This is a genomic window from Streptomyces roseus (assembly GCF_001044425.1).
Lineage (GTDB): Bacteria > Actinomycetota > Actinomycetes > Streptomycetales > Streptomycetaceae > Streptomyces > Streptomyces roseus.
Window position 1 is genome coordinate 73,918 of record NZ_LFML01000053.1, and the last position, 24,271, is coordinate 98,188.

Consider the following 24,271-nt stretch of genomic DNA (forward strand, 5'->3'; position numbering starts at 1 on the left):
GGTAGACATGGCGACCAAGGACACCGGCGGCGGACAGCAGAAGGCGACTCGCTCGACCGAGGAGGTCGAGGAGGCGGCGGTCGAGGAATCGACCGACCTCAAGGAGCGCCAGGAAAAGCTCTCCGACGACGTCGACTCCGTACTTGACGAGATTGACGATGTCTTGGAAGAGAACGCCGAGGATTTCGTGAGGTCATTCGTGCAAAAGGGTGGCGAGTAAGGCTCGTCGGGGCCGTTTAGCCTTCGAATCGAAGGTATGGGGGGTTGGGTGGCCAAGACGGTGCCTGAAGGCATGAAGCGCTGCTCGCGATGTAAGCGCGTTCAGTCGTGCGACGCCTTCGCGAGTAATCGCGCCATGCGGGACGGTCTGCAGGCGTACTGCCGGGATTGCCAGGCCGAGCACTACAAGCAGCGGCAAGAGGCGAAGGGGAGGACGGTACGGGTCAAGATCCCCGTGCCGTCCGGGCATAAACGGTGCCCCCAGTGCGGGGAGGTCAAGCCTTACTCGCAGTGGGAGCCCAACAAGACGAGTTCGGACGGGTGGGCCAGCTATTGCCGAGAATGCCGGGCTCAGCGCAATCGGGCCTCGTACTTCAAGCGGCACTACGGCATCACCGAGTCGGAGCGCGACGAGATGATCGCCGCGCAGGGCGGGGTCTGCGTCATCTGCCAAGCGGGTCCGGCAGAGCACGTGGATCACGATCATCAGACGGGTAAGGTCCGAGGCGTACTGTGCTTCAGCTGTAACGCGGCACTGGGACAGTTCAAGGATCGGCCGGACGTCATACGGCGTGCAGCCGCTTACGTGGAAGGAAACCTGTGGAAGCCAACAATCGCGGCACAGGGCGTCTACCGGCAGCCTTCCTGACGCCGGGTTCGTCTTCGTTCATGGACTTCCTCGGGGCGCACTCGCCCGAGATGCTGCCGGGCAACCGGAAGCTGCCCGAGGGCGTCGTCGAGGCGCCGCACGGGACGACCATCGTCGCGGCCACCTTCCCCGGCGGGGTCGTGCTGGCCGGTGACCGGCGCGCGACCATGGGGAACATGATCGCGCAGCGGGACATCGAGAAGGTGTTCCCGGCCGACGAGTACTCCGCGGTGGGCATCGCCGGTACGGCCGGTCTGGCCGTGGAGATGGTCAAGCTGTTCCAGTTGGAGCTGGAGCACTTCGAGAAGGTGGAGGGGACGACCCTCAGCCTGGAGGGCAAGGCCAACCGGCTCTCCACCATGATCCGGAGCAATCTGGGCATGGCGATGCAGGGGCTGGCGGTCGTTCCGCTGTTCGCGGGGTACGACGAGGCCAAGGAGAAGGGCCGGATCTTCTCCTACGACGTGACCGGCGGCCGCTCCGAGGAGCACGGTTATGCCGCGACGGGGTCCGGTTCGATCTTCGCCCGGGGCTCGATGAAGAAGCTGTTCCGCCCCGACCTGACGGAGGAGCAGGCCACCACCCTGGTCGTGCAGGCGCTGTACGACGCCGCCGATGACGACTCGGCGACGGGCGGTCCGGACCTGTACCGCCACATCTACCCGATCGTCACGGTCATCACCGACGAGGGCTTCCGCAGGCTGACGGACGAGGAGTCGCAGGAGCTCGCCCGTACCGTCACCAACCGCCGGCTGGAGCAGCCCGACGGCCCGCGCGCCGCCCTGCTCTGACCACTCCTCTCGTCGCCCAGAAGAAAGGGACGGACAACCGGTGTCGACTCCGTTCTATGTGTCACCCCAGCAGGCCATGGCCGACCGGGCGGAATACGCCCGCAAGGGCATCGCCCGCGGTCGCAGCCTTGTCGTGCTGCAGTACGCCGACGGCATCGTGTTCGTGGGTGAGAACCCGTCGCGCGCGCTGCACAAGTTCAGCGAGATCTACGACCGGATCGGCTTCGCGGCCGCCGGCAAGTACAACGAGTACGAGAACCTGCGGATCGGTGGCGTGCGCTATGCCGATCTGCGCGGATACACCTACGACCGTGACGATGTGACGGCCCGTGGGCTGGCGAACGTCTACGCGCAGACGTTGGGCACGATCTTCTCGTCGGCCGGTGAGAAGCCGTACGAGGTGGAGCTGGTCGTGGCCGAGGTCGGTGCGACGGCGGCGGGTGACCAGATCTACCGGCTGCCGCACGACGGTTCGATCGTGGACGAGCACGGTTCGGTCGCGGTCGGTGGCAATGCCGAGCAGATCAGTACGTACCTGGATCAGCGGCACCGGGACGGGATGACGCTGGCGGAGGCGGTGAAGCTGGCGGTGCAGGCGCTGTCGAGCCAGGCGAACGGTGCGGACAAGACGATTCCGGCCGAGCGGCTGGAGGTCGCGGTGCTGGACCGTACGCGGGCCCAGCAGCGGAAGTTCAAGCGGATCCGGGGGCGGCAGTTGTCGCGGCTGCTGGAGGCGGACGTGACGGCGGCGGTGCAGGCGGACGCCGTGTCGAACGACGAGGCTCCCGAGGACGATTCCGAGTAGGGATCCCCGTGTGAAGAGCGCCCCCGGCCTTCGGGCCGGGGGCGCTTTCGTGTTGTCAGGCGGGGGCCGGGCCGGTGGAGGCGCGGACGACGAGGTCGACCGGGAGGTCGGGGGCGCTCCAGGGGGTGCCGTCGAGGACGGCGAGGAGGGCGGTCATGCCTTGTTCGCCGACGCGTTCGGCGGGGAGGTGGACGGTGGTGAGTTCGGGTTCGACGGCGGTGGCGAGGGCGAGGTCGTCGAAGCCGGTGACGGAGAGGTCCTCGGGGATGCGCAGGCCCAGGCGCCGGGCGGCTTTGCAGGTGCCGGCGGCGAGGATGTCGTCGTCGCAGACGACGGCGGTGGGGCGGGTTCCGGGGGCTGCGAGGGCGGTTTCCATGGCCGTGCGGGCCCCGGTGACGGTGAGGGGGGCTCGTACGGTGCGCAGCTCGGCGTGGGGCGGGAGGAGGGCGGCGAGGGCGTGGGCGCGGACGTCGAAGGTCCAGGAGTCGACGGCGGAGGCGAGGTGGAGGATGCGGCGGTGGCCGAGGGTGAGGAGGTGTTCGGTGATCTGTCGCATGCCGTCGGCCATGGCGAGGTTGACGTGGGCGCTGGCGCGGGTGGCGGTGGGGTCGCTGTCGAGCATGACGAGGGGGAGTTCGGTGTCGCCGCCGATGGCGTCGAGGGCGTGGGCGGCCATGGAGGAGGCGATGACGCCGTCGAGGGCGGTGCTGGCGGAGGGGAAGGGGTCTCGGGCGGGGCCGGTGCCGTCGGGGGAGGGGTAGAGGACGACGCCGAAGCCGTGTTCGGCGGCGATGCGGGCGGCGCCGGTGTAGACGCGGGCGAAGAACTCGTTGGTGAGGGCGGGGACGACGAGGAGGGCGGTGCGGGTGGAGCCGAGGCGGAGGTTGCGGGCGGCGAGGTTGGGGCGGTAGCCGAGGGTGGTGGCGGTGTGGCGGACGTGGGCGGCGGTGCGTTCGGAGACGCGGCCGCGCCATTTGTCGCCGAGGACGAGGGAGACGGTGGCTTGTGAGACTCCGGCGGCGGTGGCCACGTCGCGGCTGGTGGGTCTCGTCACACGGTGCTCCTGGTGGCGTTGTTCGGGTGGACCCCTGTGGTGGGGACATGGTACGTATGACGGGTCACGTTATACGTATTACCCCGGCTGGATCCGGGCAGAAGGGGGCCGTCATGGCCGCGGGATACGCGGAGCTGCTCAGGACCCGGCACGCCGCGAGGCTGCTGGTGGGCACGCTGGTGGGCCGGCTGCCGAACGGTACCGGGCCGATCGCGATCGTGCTGTTCACCCGGGCGGAGGGCGGCAGCTACAGCCTGGCGGGCGCGCTGGCGGCGGTGTACGGGCTGGCGAACGCGGTGGGGCAGCCGTTGCTGGGGCGGGCCGTGGACCTGTTCGGGCAGCCGCGGGTGCAGTTGCCGGCGGCGGTGGTGTCGGCGCTGGGCATGGTGTGGCTGGCGGTGGCGGGTACCGGGTCGGCGTGGGCGGCGTACGGGGCCGTGGTGGTGGCGGGGCTGTTCACTCCTCCGCTGGAGGGCGGGCTGCGGGCGCTGTGGCCGGGTGTGCTCGGCGGCAGGGAGGAGCGGGTGCACGCCGCGTACGCGATGGACGCGGTGGCGCAGGAGGTCATGTTCACGGTCGGTCCGCTGCTGGTGACGCTGTTCGTGGCGCTGTGGGATCCGGCGGCCGCGCTGTTGGTGATCAATGCCATCGGTGTGCTGGGGGCGCTGTCGGTGGTGGTGTCGGAGCCGTCGCGGACGTGGCGTTCGGAGCCGCGGGAGGCGCACTGGCTGGGCGCGCTGCGTTCGCCGGGGCTGCTGGCGCTGCTGGGTTCGTTCTTCTTCGTGGGCGGGGCGCTGGGTTCGATCACGGTGGCGGGTGTGGCGTATGCGGATGATCACGGGAACCAGGCGGTGTACGGCTGGCTGATGGCGGCGCTGGGTCTGGGGGCGCTGGCCGGCGGGGTGACGTACGGGGCGCGGCAGTGGGCGGGGGCGCCGGAGCGGCGGCTGCGGCTGCTGGTGGCGCTGCTGGCGGTCTGCTATCTGCCGCTGATGCTGGTCCCGGGTCCGGTGGCGATGGCGGGGCTGGCGGCGCTGGCGGGTGTGTTCCTGGCGCCGGCGCTGGCGTGTGCGTTCATCGTGGTGGACCGGCACGCGCCGGCGGGGACGGTGACGGAGGCGTTCTCGTGGCTGGTGACGTTCTTCGGGGTGGGTGCGGCGATCGGTACGGCAGCGGCGGGCCCGGCGGTGGAACTGGGGGGTACGGCGAGCGGGTTTGCCGTGGCGAGTGTCGCGGGGGCCGCGGCGCTGCTGGTGCTGACGGTCACTCAGCGGGTGCTGGCGGCTCCGGGCCGGGCCCGTACGGTGTCGGGCTCTGCTGCGGGCCCCGCGGCGGGTGGGGCCGCGGGTGCGGACGGGGACGTGGACGGGGGTGCGGGCGGGGGCGCGGTGGAGGGTCCGGCGGAGCGGTTCGTCGGGAACTGATCGAAACGGCGTTCACGAACCCGGTTTCAGAACAGTGCGGAAGGCGTAATGTTCAGTCATGGACCGCCGCATTTTCGGGCTGGAGAACGAGTACGGCGTCACGTGCACGTTCAGGGGACAGCGCCGACTGTCTCCTGACGAAGTGGCGCGCTACCTCTTCCGCCGTGTTGTGTCATGGGGCCGCAGCAGCAATGTCTTCCTGCGGAACGGCGCCCGCCTGTACCTCGACGTGGGTTCGCATCCGGAATATGCAACTCCCGAATGCGACAACGTGACGGAACTCGTCACGCACGACAAGGCGGGCGAGCGCATTCTCGAAGGTCTGCTCGTCGACGCCGAACGCCGCCTGCACGAGGAGGGAATCGCGGGCGACGTCTATCTCTTCAAGAACAACACCGACTCGGCGGGCAACTCGTACGGTTGCCACGAGAACTATCTGGTGGCCCGGCACGGGGAATTCTCCCGCTTGGCGGACATCCTCATTCCGTTCCTGGTCACGCGTCAGCTGATCTGTGGTGCGGGCAAGGTGCTGCAGACCCCCCGGGGTGCGGTCTACTGCGTGAGCCAGCGGGCCGAGCACATCTGGGAGGGTGTCAGTTCGGCGACGACCCGGTCGCGGCCGATCATCAACACCCGGGACGAGCCGCACGCGGACGCGGAGCGCTACCGCCGCCTGCACGTGATCGTCGGGGACTCGAACATGTCCGAGACGACCATGCTGCTCAAGGTCGGGGCCACCGACCTGGTGCTGCGCATGATCGAGGCGGGCACGGTGATGCGGGACCTGACCCTGGAGAACCCGATCCGGGCGATCCGCGAGGTCAGCCACGACATCACGGGTCAGCGCAAGGTGCGGCTGGCGAGCGGGCGCGAGGCCTCGGCGCTGGAGATCCAGCGGGAGTACTACGACAAGGCCGTGGACTTCGCCGAGCGGCGCGGGATCCGTACCGGCACCGTGGACCAGGTGCTGGAGCTGTGGGGCCGCACGCTCGACGCGATCGACGCGGAGGACCTGGACCGGATCGGGACCGAGATCGATTGGGTCATGAAGTACCAGCTGATCGAGCGGTACCGTGCCAAGCACGGCATGACCATGTCGAACCCGCGGGTGGCCCAGATAGACCTCGCGTACCACGACATCCACCGCCGGCGCGGGCTGTACTACCTGCTGGAGCGCAAGGGGCAGGCGGCGCGGATCTGCAACGACCTCAAGATCTTCGAGGGCAAGTCGGTGCCCCCGCAGACGACGCGGGCGCGGCTGCGCGGCGATTTCATCCGCCGGGCGCAGGAGCAGCGGCGGGACTTCACGGTCGACTGGGTGCACCTGAAGCTGAACGACCAGGCGCAGCGGACCGTGCTGTGCAAGGACCCGTTCCGGTCGGTGGACGACCGGGTGGAGAAGTTGATCGCGGGGATGTGAGATCCCGCTGATCTTGGGCCGGGCCCCGTACGGATCTCGTACGGGGCCCGGCCCACGCCTTAGAGTGGCGTCGACCGCACCGCCGTCTGAGATCTGAGGAACACGTGCGCCGACTTGCCGGCCTGCTTGTCGTACCCCTTCTGCTGCTGTCGACAGCAGCGTGTGGCGACAGCGGCTCCGATTCTGCCGAGATGAAGAACGGGGCGCCCGCGATCACGAAGGGTGCCAAGTTCGGTGAGACCCCGACCCTGTCGAAGGGCAAGGGGGACCCGCCGAAGGAACTGAAGGTCGTGACCGTCAGCGAGGGCGACGGCCCGGTGCTGAAGAAGGGCGATGTCGCCCAGGTCAACTACCTCGGTCAGGTCTGGGACGGCAAGGAGCCGTTCGACCAGAGCTTCGGCAAGGGCAAGCCGTTCGAGGTGACCATCGGTGCCGGAATGGTCATCAAGGGCTGGGACCAAGGCCTTGAGGGCAAGAAGGTCGGCAGCCGCCTGGAGCTGGTGATCCCGCCGGACCTCGGTTACGGGGAGAAGGGCTCCGGCGACAAGATCAAGCCGAACGCCACGCTGGTCTTCGTGGTGGACATCGTCAAGGGCACCTCGGTCCCGGCCTCGGCCAAGGGCAAGGAGGTCGCGCAGGACGACAAGGACCTGCCGAAGATCGGTACGAACACGGACGGCAAGGAAGTCTCCGTGACCGTTCCGAAGGACGTGGCGCCGCCGGCGAAGCTGGTCTCGAACTACGTGCTGGAGGGTGACGGCCCGGCCGTCAAGGACACCGACAGCGTCGTGGTCAAGTTCAACGGCAAGACGTGGAAGGACGACAAGACCTTCGAAAGCACGTACGCCACGGACCAGACGGTGACCTGGCCGATGGACCAGCTCTCGGTCAAGGGGCTCAAGGAGGGCCTGACCGGCAAGAAGGTCGGCAGCCGGATCCTCCTGGTCATCCCGCCGGACCAGGGCTTCGGCGACAAGGAGACGGGCACCATCCCGGCTAACTCGACGCTGGTCTTCAGCCTCGACATCCTCGCCGTGATGTAAGACTGTCCGGGTTGACCTGATTCAGTTCTGAGGAGCAGTTCCGTGAGCAACCAGCTCGAAAAGCCCGAGATCGACTTCCCGGACTTCCCGGTCCCGACCGACCTGGTCATCGAGGACATCTGGGAGGGCGACGGACCGGTGGCCGAGGCCGGCAAGAAGGTCTCCGTCCACTACGTGGGCGTGTCCTATTCCACCGGTGAGGAGTTCGACGCCTCCTGGAACCGTGGCGCCCCGCTGCAGTTCATCCTGGGCATCGGTCAGGTCATCTCCGGCTGGGACCAGGGCGTCCAGGGCATGAAGGTCGGCGGCCGGCGCAAGCTGGTCATCCCGGCGCACCTGGCGTACGGCGACAACAGCCCGACCCCCGCGATCAAGCCGGGCGAGACGCTGATCTTCGTCTGCGACCTGATGGGCGTCTGATCCGACGACCTCCGATCGGTAGCGAGGGCCCCCGCCGTCAGGCGGGGGCCCTCACTTTTGCCGGGGCCCGCCGGGGCGGTACGGTCAGCGGTCACGGGGCGTGTCCTGCGTGCCGTGGGTGCAACGTGTGGGCGGAGAAGGGCGGAAGGGCGTCGATGGCGATTGCCAAGGCCGAGCGGCTGATGAATCTGGCGCTGTGTCTGCTGGGGACCCGCCGGCCGCTCAGCAAGCGCGAGCTGCGCGGTTCCATCGAGGCGTACATGGAAGCCGGCAACGACGAGTCGTTCAACCGCATGTTCGAGCGGGACAAGGACGATCTGCGTGAACTCGGCCTGGTCATCGAGACGGTGGAGAACCTGGAGGGCGAGACCGGCTACCTCGCCCGCCGCGACAGCAACCGGCTGCCGCCCGTCTCCCTCGACGCCGAGGAGGCCGCGGCCCTGGGGCTCGCGGCGAAGGTCTGGCAGCAGGCGCGCCTCGCCGGAGCGGCCAGCGGCGCCCTGCAGAAGCTGCGCGCGGGCGGGATGCCCGAGGCGGGGGACCCGTACGAGGGCCAGCACAGTGCCATCGAGCCGCGCATCCCGGTCCACGAGGCGGCTTTCGAGCCGCTGATGCTGGCCTGCCGCGACCGCCGGCCGGTGGTCTTCGACTACCGCAAGTCCACCGCCGCGCGCCCCGAGACCCGGCAGGTGGAGCCGTGGGCGCTGGAGTGCTGGCGCGGCCACTGGTACCTGGCCGGATACGACCGCGACCGCGGGGCGGAGCGCGTGTTCCGGCTCTCCCGGATCACCGGCAAGGTCAAGTCCCGGTCGGCCGGGTACACCGCCGAGGTGCCGGACGTGGTCACCGTGCGGGAGACCGTGGCGAGCTGGGCCGGGGAGAGCGCGGACCGCTCCGCGCTGATCCGGCTGCGCAGCGGCGCCGGGTACCCGCTGCGGGCCAAGGCCACCGCCGTGCGCGAGGGCGGGGACGGCTGGGACGAGCTGGAGATCCCGTACGGGCACGGGCTCGACGCCTGGCTCGTCGAGTTCGGGCCGGACGTGGTGGTCGTGGGCCCCGCCGACCTGCGGGCGGACGTCGTGGACCGGCTGCGCGCCGTGGCCGCGGGCTGAGGCCGCCGCACCGGCGGACCGGACGGGCCCGGTCCGCCCGGTCCGCCCCGTCCGGCGGCCGATCCGCCGCACCGATCGCACCACCGCAACGTCCGCAAGACGTGCCCTGAGGGGGAGACGTACCAGCATGGCTGCCAACGCCATCGACCAGACCCGCCGGATGCTGTCCCTGGTGACGTACCTGCGCGAGCGCCCCGGGGCGCACGTCGCCGACGTCGCCCGCGCCTTCGGGATCACCGAGGACGAGCTGATCTCGGACCTCGACGTGCTGCCCATGTGCGGGACCAGCTTCCGCGGCGGGGACCTGCTCGACATCGACACCGACGGGGAGCGCATCTGGTGGCGCAACCCCGACGCCTCGGGGGAGTCCACCGCCGAGCCGCTGCGCCTGGCCGCCGACGAGGCGACCGCGCTGCTGGTCGCCGCCCGCGCCGTGGCCACGCTCCCGGGGCTGCGCGAGAGCGACCGGGACGCCCTGCTGCGGGCCACCGCGAAGCTGGAGGCGGCCGCGGGAGAGGCGGCCGGGGCCAGCGCCCGGCTGTCGGTGACCTTCGAGTCGGAGGGCGGGGTCTTCGCGGACGTGGACCGGGCCATCGCGGAGCGCCGGCGGCTGTGGCTGCGGTACTACTCGCCGGCCCGCGACGAGCTGACCGAGCGCAAGGTCGACCCGATCCGGCTCTTCGCGGTGGGCCACACCTACATGGAGGGCTGGTGCCACCTCTCCGAGGCCCGGCGCACCTTCCGCCTCGACCGGGTCGCCGAGATCCGGCTCCTGGACGAGCGCGCGGAGCCGCCCGCCATCGAGCCGCGCGACCTGTCCGAGGGGCTCGTCCAGCCGGCCGCCGAGGACCCGGAGGTCGTGGTCGAGGTCGGACCGGGCGGCCGCTGGGTCGCCGAGTACTACCCGCACGACAGCGCCGAGGAGCTGTCCGACGGCGGTCTGCGGATCACGCTGCGCAGCCCGGACCCTGCTTCGCTGCGCCGGCTCGCCCTGCGGCTGGGCCGCGAGGGGCTGATCGTGGCGCCCGCCGAGCTGGCCGACAGTGCGCGGCAGGCGGCGCGGGAGGCGCTGGCCGGCTACGGGGAACAGGGCTGAGGCAGCGGTACGAGCAGGGCTGGGCAAGGGGAGGCGGCGGGGCCGGAGGCACGGCCCCTTCCGCATGGGAGCCGCGCCGTCCGCCAGGGACGGTCTGAGGGGAGCGCCGAGCGATGTCGCCAATGTCCGGGTCACGGAGGGTGCGGGCCGCGGGGCCGCCGGTCTCCTTCAAAGCCGCCTGTTCGGACTGCCGGGCCCGCTTCGAGCTGGACGCCGGGGCCCTGCGGCTGGTGATCGGCGGGAGCCGGCGCACCACGTTCTACTCGTTCACCTGTCCCGCCTGCGGGGCGTCGGTGCGCAAACCGGCCGGTGAGCGGATCGTGGAGCTGCTGACCGGCGGCGGCGTGAGCACCCTGCGCAGCGTCTGAGGCGGCCGGTGGCCTAGGCTCGACCCATGCTGTGGCCGATGCTCGCAATCGCCCTGGGTTTCCTCGGGCTCGCCGTTCTCGCCGTCCTCGCCGTACGGGTCTTCGTGGAGGTGCGGCGGCTGTCCGGCCAGGTCGAGCTGGCCAGCCGGCGGATCGCGGACGCCTCGGGGGAGCTGGAGCGCGCGGCGGGCGACCTGGCGCGTGCGGGCGGCGCCGCCCGCACGTGAAAACGGTACAAACCGCAGGATCATGGCCCGCAGGTCTCTGGAAAGTGCGGGTCGCGAGCCGTACCGTCGGTCCCAGCCGCACGCAAGGCGGGATACCCCCGGGGATTGCCGGGCGTTAACCCCCGGGGGTTACGATCCTTGCCTGAGCGGCCACGGATCAGCATCCGCGGCCGCCTACCCCACAACCAGCCGTTCCGGTGAGAAGGAAGTCAGACATGATCGGCAATCTGAAGCCTCTTGAGATCCTCCTGATCATCGCCGTGATCTTCCTGCTGTTCGGTGCCAAGAAGCTCCCCGACATGGCGCGCTCCCTCGGCAAGTCGGCCCGCATCCTCAAGAGCGAGGCCAAGGCCATGAAGGCGGAGAGCGCGGCGGAGGACAACGCCGCCGCCGCGACGGTCGCCGACCAGGCCCCGCAGCAGGCCGCCGCCCCGCGCACGATCAAGGCCGCCCCCGGCGACGTGACGGGCTCGCGTCCGGTCACCGAGCCGAACCACACCACCCAGGGCTGATCGCCCGGCCGCCGGGCTGTCCGCCCGCGGCCCGGATCACGCCGGTCATCTGCAACGAGACAAGGGACGTGGGTTGCTCAAGTCTGCCCGCAAGCAGGAGAAGCAAGGCAAGGGCAAGGACGCCGAAGGGCGGATGCCTCTTGTCGAGCACCTGCGTGAGCTGAGAAACCGCCTGCTGAAGTCGGTCCTGGCGATCCTCGTGATCACCATCGTGGCGGCGTTCTACTACAAGGACCTGATCGACTTCATGCTGAAGCCGATGCTGGACTCCGTCGGCTGCACCAACGGGGTGGTCTCGCAGCGCAACGGCCGGCCCTGCGCCGACATGACCGTGAACGGCCTCATCGCCCCGTTCTCGATCGCCCTCAAGGTGTCGCTCACCGCCGGTGTGGTGCTCTCGGCGCCGGTGTGGCTCTACCAGCTGTGGGCATTCGTCGCCCCGGGCCTGCACAACCACGAGAAGCGCTACGCGGTCGGCTTCGTGGCCGTCGGCGCTCCGCTGTTCGCCGCGGGCGGGGTGCTCGCGTACAAGCTGCTGCCGCAGACCGCGACGATCCTGCTCGAGTTCACCCCGGACAACGCGCGCAACCTGCTGCCGGTCGACGACTACCTCGACCTGGTCACGCGCATGGTCATCGTCTTCGGCCTCGCCTTCGAGCTGCCGCTGCTGCTGATCCTCCTCAACTTCACCGGGGTCCTGACCGCGAAGCGGCTGGCGAGCTGGTGGCGGGCCATGGTGCTGGGCATCACGATCTTCGCGGCGTTCGCCACGCCCACCGGTGACCCGCTGACGATGATGTCGCTGGCCGCGCCGATCGTCGCCCTCTACTTCATCGCCCTCGGGATCTGCCTGGTCAACGACCGCAGGCGGCGCCGCGGCAACCCGGACGCACTGCTCGACGACGACGAGGCCTCGGAGCTGGACCTCACGCCCGCCCCGATCGGCGAGATGGAGCCCGTCCAGGCACCGACCGCCCTGCCCGAGCAGGCCGACGGCGGGCGTCGGCAGATCAACGGTTACGACGACGCGACCTGACAGGTACATTCCCGTGAGTGACCGCTGAGATCACCCTCTTCGTCAATCCCACCGCGGGACGCGGCCGGGGCGCGCACGCCGCGCAGCCGGCCGCTTCCGCGTTGCGGGCCGCGGGATTCTCCGTGCGGACGGTCCTCGGCGCCGACGCCGCGGACGCGCTGGCCCGGCTGCGCACCGCCGTCCGGGAGGGCACCGGGGCGGTGATCGCGGTGGGCGGTGACGGGGTGGTCTCCCTGGCCCTGCAGGCGCTGGCCGGGACGCTGGTGCCGCTCGGGGTGGTCGCCGCGGGCACCGGGAACGATTTCGCGCGGGCCCTGGGGCTGCCCGTACGGGAGCCCGCCCGGGCGGGGCGGCTGGCCGCCGCGGCGCTCAAGGAGGGGCGGATCCGCGAGGTGGACCTCGGCCTGCTGGCGGGGGCCCCGGGCCGGGCGGAGGCCTGGTACGGGACCGTGCTGTGCTCCGGCTTCGACTCGCGGGTCAACGACCGCGGCAACCGGATGCGGCTGCCGGCCGGCCGGTTCAAGTACGACCTGGCGATCCTGGCGGAGCTCGCCTCCTTCCGGCCGTTCCCGTACCGGATCACCCTCGACGACGGCCCGGTGATCGAGACCGAGGCCACGCTGGTGGCCGTCGGCAACAGCTCCTCGTACGGCGGGGGCATGCGCATCTGCGCGGACGCCGTCCCGGACGACGGGCTCTTCGACGTCGTGATCGTGGGCGACTGCAGCCGGACCACCCTGCTGAAGGTGTTTCCGCAGGTCTACAAGGGGACGCACCTGGGCCACCCGAAGGTGGCCGTCCACCGGGCCGCGAAGGTCACCCTGGAGGCCGCGGGGATCACCGCGTACGCCGACGGCGAGCCGCTGGGAGCGCTGCCGGTGACCGCGCGGTGCGTCCCCGGGGCCGTGCGGCTCCTGGTGTAGGGGCGGTGGCGGCGGCCGCGCGGTCCGTATAAATGATCGCGACTGTTGTCAGGGGCGACGGGTAGGCTCGAAGACAAGATGACCGAAGAACTCTCACCGGCGGAGCGGTACGCCGCTGCCCGGATCCGCGCCGCCGAAGAGGCCACCGCCCTGGCCCCCTTCCGCGAGATGTACGAATTCGACCTGGACCCGTACCAGGTCGAGGCCTGCAAGGCCTTGGAGGCCGGCAAGGGCGTCCTCGTCGCCGCCCCGACGGGCTCGGGCAAGACGATCGTCGGCGAGTTCGCCGTGCACCTCGCCCTCGGACAGGGCCGCAAGTGCTTCTACACGACGCCGATCAAGGCCCTGTCGAACCAGAAGTACGCCGACCTCGTCAAGCGCTACGGCGCCGACAAGGTGGGCCTGCTGACCGGTGACAACAGCGTCAACTCAGAGGCACCCGTGGTCGTGATGACCACCGAGGTGCTCCGCAACATGCTCTACGCGGGCTCGCAGTCGCTGCGCGGCCTCGGCTACGTCGTGATGGACGAGGTGCACTACCTCTCCGACCGGTTCCGCGGAGCCGTCTGGGAGGAAGTGATCATCCACCTCCCCGAGTCGGTCACGCTGGTGTCGCTGTCGGCCACCGTCTCCAACGCCGAGGAGTTCGGCGACTGGCTCGACACCGTGCGCGGCGACACCGAGGTGATCGTCTCCGAGGAGCGGCCCGTCCCGCTGTGGCAGCACGTCATGGCCGGCCGCAAGATCTACGACCTCTTCGAGGAGGAGTCCGACCACGGCGGCCGCGGCTCCGCGCGCCGGGAGGTCAACCCCGACCTGCTGCGCATGGCGCGCGAGGAGAACACCCGTACGTACAGTCCGAAGGACCGGCGGCGCGGCAAGATGGTCCGCGAGGCCGACCGCGAGCGCGAGCGGCGCTCCCGCGGCCGGATCTGGACCCCGAGCCGGCCCGAGGTCATCGCCCGGCTCGACGGGGACGGGCTGCTGCCCGCCATCAACTTCATCTTCAGCCGGGCCGGCTGCGAGGCCGCCGTCCAGCAGTGCCTCTTCGCGGGCCTGCGGCTCAACGACGACACCGCCCGCCTGCGGGTGCGCGAGATCGTCGAGGAGCGGACCGCCTCCATCCCCACCGAGGACCTGTACGTCCTCGGCTACTACGAGTGGCTGGAAGGGCTGGAGCGGGGCATCGCCGCGCACCACGCCGGCATGCTGCCCACCTTCAAGGAGGTCGTGGAGGAGCTGTTCGTCCGCGGCCTCGTCAAGGCCGTCTTCGCCACCGAGACGCTGGCGCTGGGCATCAACATGCCCGCGCGCACGGTGATCCTGGAGAAGCTGGTCAAGTGGAACGGCGAGCAGCACGCCGACATCACGCCCGGCGAGTACACGCAGCTCACCGGCCGGGCGGGGCGGCGCGGCATCGACGTCGAGGGCCACGCCGTGGTGCTGTGGCAGCGGGGCATGGACCCGGCGGGGCTCGCCGGGCTCGCGGGCACCCGTACGTATCCGCTGCGCTCCAGCTTCAAGCCCTCGTACAACATGGCCGTGAACCTGGTCAGCCAGTTCGGGCGGCGCCGCTCGCGCGAGCTGCTGGAGACCTCCTTCGCGCAGTTCCAGGCCGACCGCTCGGTCGTCGGGATCTCCCGGCAGGTGCAGCGCAACGAGGAGGGCCTGGAGGGCTACCGGGAGGGCATGACCTGCCACCTCGGCGACTTCGCGGAGTACGCGCAGCTGCGCCGCGACCTCAAGGACCGCGAGACGGACCTGGCCAAGCAGGGCGCGGCCCAGCGCCGGGTGCAGGCGGCCGGTTCGCTGGAGAAGCTCAAGCCGGGCGACATCATCCACGTGCCGACCGGCAAGTTCGCCGGGCTCGCCCTCGTCTTGGACCCGGGCGTGCCGGCCGGGCGGGTCAACGGGCACCGCGGGTACGAGTACGCCGAGGGCCCGCGCCCGCTGGTGCTGACCGCGGAGCGGCAGGTCAAGCGGCTCGCCGCGATCGACTTCCCGGTGCCGGTCGAGGCCATCGAGCGGATGCGGATCCCCAAGACGTTCAACGCGCGCTCGCCGCAGTCCCGTCGGGACCTGGCCTCCCAACTGCGGGCCAAGGCCGGGCACATCGCGCCGGAGCGGCGCGGGCGGGGCCGGGCCGCGGCCGCCGACGACCGCGAGATCGCGCGGCTGCGCGCGGCGCTGCGGGCGCACCCCTGCCACGGCTGCGACGAGCGCGAGGACCACGCGCGCTGGGCGGAGCGCTACCACCGGCTCAAGCGGGACACCCAGCAGCTGGAGCGGCGCATCGAGGGCCGGACGAACACGATCGCCCGCACCTTCGACCGGATCCACGCCCTGCTCACCGAGCTGGACTACCTGCGCGAGGACGAGGTCACCGTGCACGGCAAGCGGCTCGCCCGGCTGTACGGGGAGCTGGACCTGCTGGCCTCGGAGTGCCTGCGCGAGCGCGTCTGGGAGGGGCTGTCCCCGGCGGAACTGGCGGCCTGCGTCTCGGCGCTGGTGTTCGAGGCGCGGCAGTCGGACGACGCGGTGGCGCCGAAGGTGCCGGGCGGCGCGGCCAAGGCCGCGCTGGGCGAGATGGTCCGGATCTGGGGCCGCCTCGACGCGCTGGAGGAGGAGCACCGCATCAACCAGGCGGAGGGCGTGGGCCAGCGCGAGCCGGACCTCGGCTTCGCGTGGGCTGCTTACCAGTGGGCCTCCGACAAGAGCCTGGACGAGGTGCTGCGGGAGGCGGAGATGCCGGCCGGCGACTTCGTGCGCTGGTGCAAGCAGGTCATCGACGTGCTGGGGCAGATCGCGGCCGCGGCTCCCGCGGCCTCCGGTGACAGCGGGAGCACGGTGGCCCGCAACGCCCGCAAGGCCGTCGACGCGCTGCTGCGCGGTGTGGTGGCCTACAGCTCGGTCGGCTGACGGGCTCCGGGCCGGCCGGCGTGCCCCGGGTCCTCGTGCCCCGGGTCCTCGGAGCCTCGCCATCCGGCGAGGTCCTCCCAGGCCCCGAGGCCCAGGCCGCTCTCGAAGCGGCGCGCGACCCCGGTGACGGGGTCGGTGAAGGACACCGTACGGGCCAGGAGCTGGAGCGGCCGGCGGTAGTCGTCCGGGGCCGGGTCGGTGACCTGCGGGTAGAGGGGGTCGCCGAGGATCGGCAGCCCGAGGCCGTTCATGTGCACCCGCAGCTGGTGGGTGCGGCCGGTGTGCGGGGTCAGCCGGTAGCGGCCCAGCTCCCCCTTGGTGTCGAGGAGTTCGACCAGGCTCTCCGCGTTCGGCTGCGCGCCGGGGACCTCGACCGCCGCCATCACCCCGCGGGCCTTCTCGATGTGGCTGCGGACGGTGCGCGGGAGTGCGAGCGCCGGATCGTGGCGGGCCAGCGCCTCGTACTGCTTGAGTACGCGCCGCTCCTGGAACAGCAGCTGGTAGGCGCCGCGGTCCTCAGGGCGGATGCTGAACATCACCAGTCCGGCGGTCAGCCGGTCCAGCCGGTGCGCGGGGCTGAGCTCGGGCAGCCCGAGCTCGGTGCGCAGCCGGGCCAGGGCGGTCTGCGTGATGTGGCTGCCGCGCGGGGTGGTGGCCAGGAAGTGCGGTTTGTCGACGACCAGCAGGTGCGCGTCGCGGTGGACGACGCGGATCGGGAACGGCACCACGGGCTCCGGCTCCATGTCCCGGTGGAACCACAGGTAGGCGCCCGGCTCGTACGGGTCCTGCGCCCTCAGGACCCGTCCGCCGGGGCCGAGCACCCGCCCGGCGCGCAGCAGGTGCGCGATGGATTCGGCGCCGCGGGTGCCGGCGTAGCGGGCGGCGAGGTAGCCGCCGAGGTCGGGCCAGCGCCCGTCGGGGTCGGCGGGCAGCCGCAGCCGGACCGGGTCGATGCCGGCGACCTGGGGCAGGGGCGAGGGGGGCGCCTGGGTTCTGCGTCTCATCGGGTCCAGGCTATGTGCCGGGGACTACTGCTTGGTGAAGGTGCCCAGGTGGTTGGCGTCCAGGTACTCGATGCGGACCGTGCCGTCCTTGAAGACCACCCCGGTGCGGCCGACGGCGTTCTCGCCGGCGGTCACGTAGCTGAAGGTGTCCCCGTCGTAGTGCGTCAGCGGGAAGCGCATCGGCTTGGGGCCGAGGGAGAGGGTGAGACCGCCCTTGCCGCCCGTGTTCGCGGTCACGGTGAGCTTCCCGTAGTAGGGGCTCGTGTAGGTGCCGGTGTACGCGGTGTCGGCGCGGGCCGGCTTGGCGCCGGCGGGCGGGTGCGCGTAGTCGGTGGCGGAGGGGCCGGGGCCGAGCTGGCGGGCGTAGAGCTCGGCGAAGAGGGGGAGCCAGTCGGTGGTCGGTTTGCCGTGCTCGGCGGTGTCGAAGAAGTCCGCGGCGATGGCGTCGGCGAGGCCGACCGGGGCGCCGTTGGTGAGGACGACGATGCCGAGCTTCTCCAGCGGGAGCATGGTGACGTTGGTGTTGGCGCCGAGTTCGAAGGCGCCGGAGTGGCTCAGGCGCAGCCGTCCCGCCTCGTCGTACGAGACGTTCCAGCCGAGCCCGTAGAAGCCGGTGTGCTCCAGGGGCGGGGTCGGCGGCTGCGACAGGATGTGCGGCAGGCGGGTGGTGGCGAGGGTGTCGGCGGGGATGATCCGCTTCCCGTCGAGGGTGCCGCCGGCGAGCTGGAGGCGCAGCCAGCGGGCCATGTCGGTGGCGGTGGAGCTCACGCCGCCGGCCGGTGCCTGGGCGTCGGGGTCGCGCACGAAGCGGGGGGACCAGGTCCCGTCCGGGTTCTTGACGTGGGTGGCCGCGTGGTCGGGGGCGTTGACGAAGGCCGAGAACTCGGTGCTGGTGTGCGTCATCCCGGCGGGCTTGAACAGGACGTCCTGGTTGAGCTTCTCCCAGGTCGTGCCGTGCTTCCGGGCGACGGCCTCGGCGGCCGCGGTGAGCCCGAAGTTGGTGTAGTTGTAGCTCGCGCGGAAGGGGGAGAGGGCCTCCAGGCGCAGGTGGTCGAGGATGTACGCCTGGTCGTATCCGAGGTCTTCGAGGAGGTCCCCGGCGTGGTCGGGGAGGCCGCTCCGGTGGGAGAAGAGGTCGGCGGTGGTGACGTGGCCGGTGACCCAGGGGTCCTTCAGCGCGAAGCCGGGCAGCTCGGTGCGGTCGTTCCATTCGGCGGGGTCCTTGAGGGCTCCGGCCACCACCGTGGAGGAGATCGGCTTGGAGACGGACGCGACCTGGAAGACGGTGTCGGGGCCGATGGCCCCGGGCGCGTCGGTGCGCCGGACGCCGAAGCCCTTGAGGTAGACGACCTTGTCGTCGTGGACGACGGCCACGGCGGCCCCGGGGACCCCGGTGCTGCGCATGGCGTCGGTGACGAAGCCGGGCAGGCGCGCGAGCGCCTTGTCCACCTCCGCATCCGTGATCTGGGGCTTCGGCGCGGGCGGTGGGCTGGGTGCGGCGGCTGCGCCGGTCGCGGCCAGCACGACGGCGGCTCCTGCCACACCGAGCGAGTGGAGCGTTCGCATGGCGATATTGTCCCGCCGAACGGGCGAACCCGCCCGCCGTGGCGACGGGTACGGGACGCGTAGCGGGTGGCCCGCGCAAGGAGCCGCAGACGCCGGAGCCGCAGACGTCCCCGGTGTCCCCCGGGGCGGTGGCCGCGGCCGTCAGGCAGCCGACTCCTGCTGCGACTCCTGCTCGGCCAGGACCCTGGCGTTCCAGTCGCGCTTGATCGCCCGCCAGCCCTCGTCGGTCTCGCCGAGGCGCCAGTAGCCGGAGATCGACAGGCGCTCCCTGGGGATGCCCCGCTCCAGGCGCAGGTGGCTGCGGAGGTCCTTCACGAAGCCCGCCTCGCCGTGCACGAAGGCGTGGACGTCGCGGGAGGGGAATTCCATGGCTCTGACCGCTTCGACGAGTCTTTCGCCGACCCGGCCGGAGCCGCGGTGCAGCCAGACCGGGACGACGCCGTCCGGGGTGGCGAACTTCTGCTCGTCCTCCGGGCCCTCGACCTCGACGAACGCGCGCACCCGCGCGCCCGCGGGCATCCGCTCCATGGCGGCCGCGATGGCCGGCAGGGCGCTCTCGTCGCCCACGAGGAGGTGCCAGTCGGCCGCCGGATCCGGTGCGTAGGCGCCGCCGGGGCCGAGGAAGCGGACGAGTTCGCCCGGCTGGACGCGGGCCGCCCAGGGGCCGGCCAGCCCCTCGTCGCCGTGGACGACGAAGTCGAGCGTCAGCTCCAGGTGCACCGGGTCCCAGGCGCGGACCGTGTACGCCCGCTGGCGCGGCCAGGCGTCCCGCGGGTACTCGGCGCGGATCCGCTCCAGGTCCCACGGCGAGGGGTAGGTGACGCCTTCGGGGGCGAACAGGAGCTTGATGTAGTGGTCCGTGAACTCGCCCGCGCTGAATCGGACCAGTCCGGCGCCGCCCAGCACGACGCGCACCATGTGCGGCGTCAGCCGCTCTGTGCGCACGACGACTGCGGTGCCGATGTTGCGGGCGCGTCCTTCTGCCACGGCGTCTCCCCTTGCTCCCCTGAAACTTAGGATTACCTAAGTTAGCATCTCAAGGGCGCAGCGCGCTGCTCAGGCGCGATACGGCTCCGCCCAGACCCCACCGGTGCGCGAGCGCGTCGACCAGGTCCGGCTGCGCGGGCGCCGCGGGAAGGGCCGGATCGAACTCCGGAAGGGGCACGTCGGAGGCCACCCGGACCACCTTCGGGGCCACCGCCAGATACGGCCGGGACTCGTCCAGCCGCTTGCGCTGCGTGGGCGTCAGCTTCGACTTCGGGTCGTCGATCGCCGCGATGATCCCGGCCAGCGAGCCGTAGGCGTCCAGCAGCTTCGCCGCCGTCTTCTCGCCGATCCCCGGCACCCCCGGCAGCCCGTCGCTCGGGTCCCCGCGCAGCAGCGCCAGGTCCGCGTAGCCCGGGCCGTCCACCCCGTACTTCTCGCGCAGCCACGCCTCGTCCGTCACCTGGAGCGTGCCGACGCCCTTGAGCGGGTACAGCACGCGCCGCTGCCGGGCGTCGTCCACCAGCTGGTACAGGTCCCGGTCGCCGGTGACGATGTCCACGGGGCCCGTGGCGCGCGCCGTCAGCGTGCCGATCACGTCGTCGGCCTCGTACCCGGCGACGCCCACCCGGGCGATCCCGAACGCGTCCAGGGCCGCCTCGATGATCGGCACCTGCGGGGACAGCGTGTCGGGGGTCTCCTCCACGTCCGGGCCGCTCTCCGTCTCCTCGGCGACCCGGTGCGCCTTGTACGAGGGGATCAGCTCCACCCGCCACGCCGGCCGCCAGTCGGCGTCCATGCACGCCACCAGATCGTCGGGGCGGTGGTCCTGGACGAGGCGCCCGATGAAGTCGAGCAGCCCGCGCACCGCGTTGACCGGGGTGCCGTCCGGGGCCTTCACGGAGTCCGGTACGCCGAAGTACGCGCGGAAGTAGAGGGAGGCGGTGTCCAGCAGCATCAGGCGTCGAGTCGTCGTCACGGTGACGATGATGCCGCACCCCGGGCGCGCGCCCGCAGTCGGCGGTGACGCCCCGGGGTACGGAAAGTGGCCGTGAGAGCGCTCGGAAACGGCACGGGAGTTTCACCCGGGGCGTACGCTGGTCGGCTCTTGCACGCGAAACCGGGGGCGGTTGCTGCGTAAGGTGCTTACAGCACTCCGATGTGCGCCGGACGCCGACGTACGCCGACGGACCAGACAAGGGGAGGGCAGCCCCGCCATGGACGACAGGGACGGCTCGGACGACAAGGAACGGGACAAGGACGCCAAGGAACCGCTCCGGGTGGGCGTGGCCGTGCGCAAGCGGCGCCGGGCGCTCCACCTGACCCTCGCCGCGGTGTCGGCGCGCAGCGGTCTGTCGGTGCCCTTCCTCAGCCAGATAGAGAACGAGCGGGCCCGCCCGAGCATGCGTTCCCTGGAACGGGTCGCGGACGCCCTGGAGACCACGGCCGTCGAGCTGCTGGCCGCCTCCGACACGGCGCGCACGGTCGACCTCGTACGGGCCGGGGACGACTCCGGGCTCACGCCGGTCCCCGGCGTACGGCCCCTCGTGCGCGGCCACCACCAGCTGCACGCGCTGGAGTTCACCGGGGATCAGGACGCCGGCCGCGAGTACCAGCACCGCAACGACGAGCTGATGTACGTGGTCTCGGGCGCCTGCCAGGTGGAGGCCGAGGGGCGGGCGTACCGGCTGGAGAGCGGGGACGCGCTGTTCCTGTCCGGCGGCGTGCGCCACCGCTGGCGGGCCGTCTCCGAGGACACCCGGCTCCTGGTCGTGGCGGTGGGCGAGCACATCCACGCGACCTCCGAGCCGCCCTCTCCCGGGCAGTGAGCCGCGCCCGTACGCGCGTCGTCTCGCTCGTGCCCTCGCTGACCGAGGCGGTGGCCGTGAGCGCTCCCGGGCTGCTCGTCGGGGTGACCGACTGGTGCACGCACCCCGGCGACCTCGACGGGCGCGGCGCGGTCCGCATCGGCGGTACGAAGAACCCCGACGTGGAGCGGATCACCGCGCTGCGCCCCGATCTGGTGATCGCCAACGAGGAGGAGAACCGGGCCCCGGACCTGGCGGCGCTGCGCGCGGCCGGGGTGGAGGTGCTGGTGACCGAGGTACGCGAGCTGCCGCAGGCGCTGACCGAACTGGACCGGTTGCTGGTGGGGGCGCTGGGGCTGGAGCGGCCGAAGTGGCTGGACGAGGCGGAGGCCGCCTGGGCGGCCGTGGAGCCCCTCGGCCCCCTGACGGCGTTCGTGCCGATCTGGAGGCGGCCCTGGATGGTGCTCGGCCGGGACACCTTCGCGGGCGACCTGCTGGCCCGGCTGGGGATCCGCAACGCCTACGCGGGCGATCCCGAGCGCTATCCGAAGGTGCCGCTCGCCGAGCTGGTGGCGAGCGGCTGCGATCTGGTGGTGCTCCCCGACGAGCCGTACGCCTTCACGGCCGAGGACGGCCCGGAGGCCTTCCCGGGCCTCCCGGCCGCCCTGGTCAGCGGCCGCCACCTCACCTGGTACGGGCCCTCGCTGGCCGAGGCCCCGGAGGTCCTTTCGGCGGCGATCAGGCGGTCCTCGGCAGCAGCCGGCCGCTGAACAGCCCGCGCAGGGTGTGGGCGGCGGCCGCCAGCCAGGCGGTGACCAGCCCGAGGAAGAGGGCGGCGGCCAGCCAGGCGAAGGCGTCCAGACCGGTGTGCCGGGCCAGACCGGCGGCTCCGGTGACGCAGGTGCCGACGGGGAAGGTCAGCGCCCACCAGGTCATCGCGAAACCCATGCCGCCCCGGGCGGCCCGCACCAGCATCGCGGCGGCCAGCGCCAGCCACAGCAGGGCGAACCCCATCACGGGCACTCCGTAGACGACCGCGAAGGCGCCGAGGGCGTGGGCGTAGGAGGCGTCGACGGCCCCGGGCGCCACGTCGGCGAGCTGGTTGACGGCGGTGGTGGACTGCCCGAGCGGGCCCAGCACCAGGAACAGGGCCGGGGTCAGGGCCAGGGGCAGGGGGCCGCTCAGGATCAGCCGCCCGAAGATCAGGGGCAACATCAGCAGGGTCGCCAGCAGGCTGACGCCGAACATGGCGTAGCAGGCCAGCAGCAGCGCCTCGCGGGGCTGGCCCGCGGGCAGGTGGGGGACCAGCAGGGGGCCCACGGCGGCGGAGACCATCGGGGCGACCAGGGGCAGCAGCCACACCGGGGTGGCCTGGGAGGCCACGACCCTGTGCCGGACCACCATCAGGTAGGGCACCACCACTGCCATGACCAGGCCTGTCGCCGTGCCGGCGGTGAAGAGGACGGCGTCCACGGCCACGGCGGCGCCGGTCCCGATCAGGTCCTTGCCGACGATCAGGGTGCCGCCGCCGACGGCCAGCAGGGCCATCGACAGGCACCCGTAGAAGGGGGCCACGGCGGGGTCGAGCAGATGGGCGCGGGCCTGGTCGCGGTGGTGCAGCCAATGCCCGGCGCGGGCGGCCAGCAGGACGGCGAGGGCCACGGCGGACAGCACCCAGACGATCTGGCAGGCCACGCGCTGACCGGGCACCTGGTACGGGAGCGTGGCCCCGGCGTTGGCGATGATCGCCGTGCCCATGACGGAGGCGTACCAGTTGGGGCCGAGGTGACGCAGCGCGGGGGCCTTGTGGGTCCGGGATGCGAGGGGGACGACGGTGCGGGGTCGCACGAGGGTGGTGGCCATGGACCCAGCCTGCGGGCGGGCCCGTCCGGACGGCAGAGGCCGTGTTCCTATGAGGCCATAAACTGACTTTATGGGTAACGAGGAGTGGGTTCCGCTGGCGCACCGGGTACCGGACCTGGGGGCGCTGGAGCTGCTGCTCGCGGTCGCCCGGGTCGGCAGCCTGAGCGCCGCCGCCAAGCACATGGGCATCACCCAGCCCGCCGCGAGCAGCCGGATCCGCGCGATGGAGACCCGGCTCGGGGTGGCGCTGGTGGACCGCTCGCCGCGCGGCTCGACCCTGACGGCGGAAGGGGCCCTGGTGACGGACTGGGCCCGCCAGGTGGTGGAGGCGGCCGAGGCCTTCGACGCGGGGGCGCAGGCGCTGCGCGGGCGGCGCGACTCGCGGCTGCGCGTGGCCGCCAGCATGACCATCGCCGAGTACCTGCTGCCGGGATGGCTGATCGCGCTGCGCGCGGACCGGCCGGACACGGCGGTGTCGCTGCACGCGGGGAACTCCGCCGACGTGGCCCAGCGGGTCCTCGCGCACGAGGCGGACCTCGGTTTCGTGGAGGGCCTGAGGGTGCCGGACGGCCTGGACTCGGTGGTCATCGCGCAGGACCGCCTGGTGGTGGCGGTGGCTCCGACGCACCCCTGGGCGCGGCGCGCGAAGGGGATCGACGCGGCGGAGCTGGCGGGGAGCCCGCTGATCCTGCGGGAGCGGGGCTCGGGCACCCGCCAGGTCCTGGACGCCGCCCTCGCGGCGGCCGGTGGCCTGGCGGCGCCGCTGCTGGAGCTGGCGTCCACCACCGCGGTGAAGTCGGCGGCGGTCAGCTGCGCCGGTCCGTGCGTCCTGTCGGAGCTGGCGCTGGGGGACGAACTGGCGGCCCGCCGTCTCGTGGAGGTCCCGGTACCGGACGCCGGCCTCGGCCGGGCCCTGCGGGCGGTCTGGCCGGCGGGCGCCCGCCCGGCGGGCCCGGCCCGGGACCTGCTGTCCCTGACCCGGCGCCGGGCGTAGGCCGTTCGGGCGAGGAGGGATCGATTCGCCGCGG

At 71.9% G+C, this 24,271-nt stretch carries 25 protein-coding genes; 19 read left to right on the forward strand and 6 right to left on the reverse strand.

The window, feature by feature from the left end:
• Positions 1-7: 7 nt before the first annotated feature.
• Genes ACS04_RS14285 through prcA form a run of 4 tightly spaced genes read left to right on the forward strand, consistent with a single transcriptional unit; the run spans position 8 to position 2,464 of the window.
• A complete protein-coding gene (locus ACS04_RS14285) occupies positions 8-220 on the forward strand; it encodes a ubiquitin-like protein Pup (protein ID WP_030233608.1) in 213 nt (70 codons plus the stop codon).
• 48 nt (positions 221-268) lie between these two features.
• Positions 269-868, forward strand: a complete 600-nt coding sequence (locus ACS04_RS14290; RefSeq protein WP_398023758.1) for an endonuclease VII domain-containing protein — start codon at positions 269-271, stop codon at positions 866-868.
• Positions 820-1,659, forward strand: a complete 840-nt coding sequence (prcB, locus tag ACS04_RS14295) for a proteasome subunit beta (protein WP_048476955.1) — start codon at positions 820-822, stop codon at positions 1,657-1,659. The genes ACS04_RS14290 and prcB overlap by 49 nt, the downstream gene beginning before the upstream one ends.
• Before the next feature lie 40 nt (positions 1,660-1,699).
• Positions 1,700-2,464 (forward strand): proteasome subunit alpha, encoded by a 765-nt coding sequence (gene prcA, locus ACS04_RS14300; protein ID WP_078864747.1) that lies wholly within the window; start codon positions 1,700-1,702, stop codon positions 2,462-2,464.
• A 55-nt stretch (positions 2,465-2,519) separates the two neighbouring features.
• Here prcA and ACS04_RS14305 read toward each other — a convergent pair whose 3' ends face one another.
• Positions 2,520-3,518, reverse strand: a complete 999-nt coding sequence (locus ACS04_RS14305; RefSeq protein WP_078864749.1) for a LacI family DNA-binding transcriptional regulator — start codon at positions 3,516-3,518, stop codon at positions 2,520-2,522.
• Between the two features lie 113 nt (positions 3,519-3,631).
• Between ACS04_RS14305 and ACS04_RS14310 the strand changes: the two genes are divergently transcribed.
• From ACS04_RS14310 to ACS04_RS14365, 12 genes are all read left to right on the forward strand, one after another.
• On the forward strand, positions 3,632-4,942 hold the full coding sequence (locus tag ACS04_RS14310) for an MFS transporter (RefSeq protein WP_078864751.1): 1,311 nt from the start codon (positions 3,632-3,634) through the stop codon (positions 4,940-4,942).
• A gap of 58 nt (positions 4,943-5,000) precedes the next feature.
• Positions 5,001-6,362: a Pup--protein ligase gene (gene pafA, locus ACS04_RS14315; protein ID WP_030157196.1), complete on the forward strand. Its 1,362-nt coding sequence runs from the start codon at positions 5,001-5,003 to the stop codon at positions 6,360-6,362.
• Between the two features lie 104 nt (positions 6,363-6,466).
• Entirely contained in the window at positions 6,467-7,405 is a 939-nt protein-coding gene (locus tag ACS04_RS14320; RefSeq protein ID WP_048476958.1) for an FKBP-type peptidyl-prolyl cis-trans isomerase, read from the forward strand.
• A 42-nt stretch (positions 7,406-7,447) separates the two neighbouring features.
• Complete coding sequence (locus tag ACS04_RS14325) at positions 7,448-7,825, forward strand: FKBP-type peptidyl-prolyl cis-trans isomerase (RefSeq protein WP_048476959.1); 378 nt, start codon at positions 7,448-7,450, stop codon at positions 7,823-7,825.
• 155 nt (positions 7,826-7,980) lie between these two features.
• Positions 7,981-8,937: a helix-turn-helix transcriptional regulator gene (locus ACS04_RS14330; RefSeq protein ID WP_048476960.1), complete on the forward strand. Its 957-nt coding sequence runs from the start codon at positions 7,981-7,983 to the stop codon at positions 8,935-8,937.
• Between the two features lie 127 nt (positions 8,938-9,064).
• The gene (locus ACS04_RS14335) at positions 9,065-10,033 is read left to right on the forward strand and encodes a helix-turn-helix transcriptional regulator (protein WP_048476961.1); all 969 of its coding nucleotides are present in this window, start codon (positions 9,065-9,067) and stop codon (positions 10,031-10,033) included.
• Between the two features lie 113 nt (positions 10,034-10,146).
• Complete coding sequence (locus ACS04_RS14340) at positions 10,147-10,401, forward strand: CpXC domain-containing protein (protein ID WP_078864752.1); 255 nt, start codon at positions 10,147-10,149, stop codon at positions 10,399-10,401.
• 26 nt (positions 10,402-10,427) lie between these two features.
• The gene (locus ACS04_RS14345) at positions 10,428-10,628 is read left to right on the forward strand and encodes a hypothetical protein (protein WP_048476963.1); all 201 of its coding nucleotides are present in this window, start codon (positions 10,428-10,430) and stop codon (positions 10,626-10,628) included.
• A 215-nt stretch (positions 10,629-10,843) separates the two neighbouring features.
• A complete protein-coding gene (tatA, locus tag ACS04_RS14350) occupies positions 10,844-11,140 on the forward strand; it encodes a Sec-independent protein translocase subunit TatA (protein ID WP_048476964.1) in 297 nt (98 codons plus the stop codon).
• A 73-nt stretch (positions 11,141-11,213) separates the two neighbouring features.
• Entirely contained in the window at positions 11,214-12,176 is a 963-nt protein-coding gene (tatC, locus tag ACS04_RS14355) for a twin-arginine translocase subunit TatC (protein WP_048476965.1), read from the forward strand.
• A gap of 17 nt (positions 12,177-12,193) precedes the next feature.
• Entirely contained in the window at positions 12,194-13,099 is a 906-nt protein-coding gene (locus ACS04_RS14360) for a diacylglycerol kinase (RefSeq protein WP_048476966.1), read from the forward strand.
• Positions 13,100-13,177: 78 nt separating this feature from the next.
• Positions 13,178-16,018, forward strand: a complete 2,841-nt coding sequence (locus ACS04_RS14365; RefSeq protein ID WP_048476967.1) for a DEAD/DEAH box helicase — start codon at positions 13,178-13,180, stop codon at positions 16,016-16,018.
• Here ACS04_RS14365 and ACS04_RS14370 read toward each other — a convergent pair.
• From ACS04_RS14370 to ACS04_RS14385, 4 genes are all read right to left on the reverse strand, one after another.
• The gene (locus tag ACS04_RS14370) at positions 16,000-17,022 is read right to left on the reverse strand and encodes an RluA family pseudouridine synthase (RefSeq protein WP_078864753.1); all 1,023 of its coding nucleotides are present in this window, start codon (positions 17,020-17,022) and stop codon (positions 16,000-16,002) included. The genes ACS04_RS14365 and ACS04_RS14370 overlap by 19 nt on opposite strands.
• 24 nt (positions 17,023-17,046) lie before the next feature.
• Positions 17,047-18,588, reverse strand: coding sequence for a serine hydrolase (locus tag ACS04_RS14375; RefSeq protein WP_048476968.1), 1,542 nt, complete (start codon positions 18,586-18,588; stop codon positions 17,047-17,049).
• A 141-nt stretch (positions 18,589-18,729) separates the two neighbouring features.
• Positions 18,730-19,575 (reverse strand): siderophore-interacting protein, encoded by an 846-nt coding sequence (locus ACS04_RS14380; RefSeq protein WP_048476969.1) that lies wholly within the window; start codon positions 19,573-19,575, stop codon positions 18,730-18,732.
• 49 nt (positions 19,576-19,624) lie between these two features.
• Positions 19,625-20,530: a 5'-3' exonuclease gene (locus ACS04_RS14385; RefSeq protein ID WP_048476970.1), complete on the reverse strand. Its 906-nt coding sequence runs from the start codon at positions 20,528-20,530 to the stop codon at positions 19,625-19,627.
• A gap of 259 nt (positions 20,531-20,789) precedes the next feature.
• Between ACS04_RS14385 and ACS04_RS14390 the strand changes: the two genes are divergently transcribed.
• Positions 20,790-21,401 (forward strand): helix-turn-helix domain-containing protein, encoded by a 612-nt coding sequence (locus tag ACS04_RS14390; RefSeq protein WP_048476971.1) that lies wholly within the window; start codon positions 20,790-20,792, stop codon positions 21,399-21,401.
• Positions 21,398-22,150: a helical backbone metal receptor gene (locus ACS04_RS14395; RefSeq protein WP_048476972.1), complete on the forward strand. Its 753-nt coding sequence runs from the start codon at positions 21,398-21,400 to the stop codon at positions 22,148-22,150. The genes ACS04_RS14390 and ACS04_RS14395 overlap by 4 nt, the downstream gene beginning before the upstream one ends.
• Here the strand turns inward: ACS04_RS14395 and ACS04_RS14400 are convergent.
• Positions 22,119-23,243, reverse strand: a complete 1,125-nt coding sequence (locus ACS04_RS14400; protein ID WP_048476973.1) for a TDT family transporter — start codon at positions 23,241-23,243, stop codon at positions 22,119-22,121. The genes ACS04_RS14395 and ACS04_RS14400 overlap by 32 nt on opposite strands.
• Before the next feature lie 70 nt (positions 23,244-23,313).
• On the opposite strand from ACS04_RS14400, the gene ACS04_RS14405 reads away from it, so the two are divergent.
• A complete protein-coding gene (locus tag ACS04_RS14405) occupies positions 23,314-24,237 on the forward strand; it encodes a LysR family transcriptional regulator (protein ID WP_048476974.1) in 924 nt (307 codons plus the stop codon).
• The last annotated feature ends 34 nt before the right edge of the window (positions 24,238-24,271 follow it).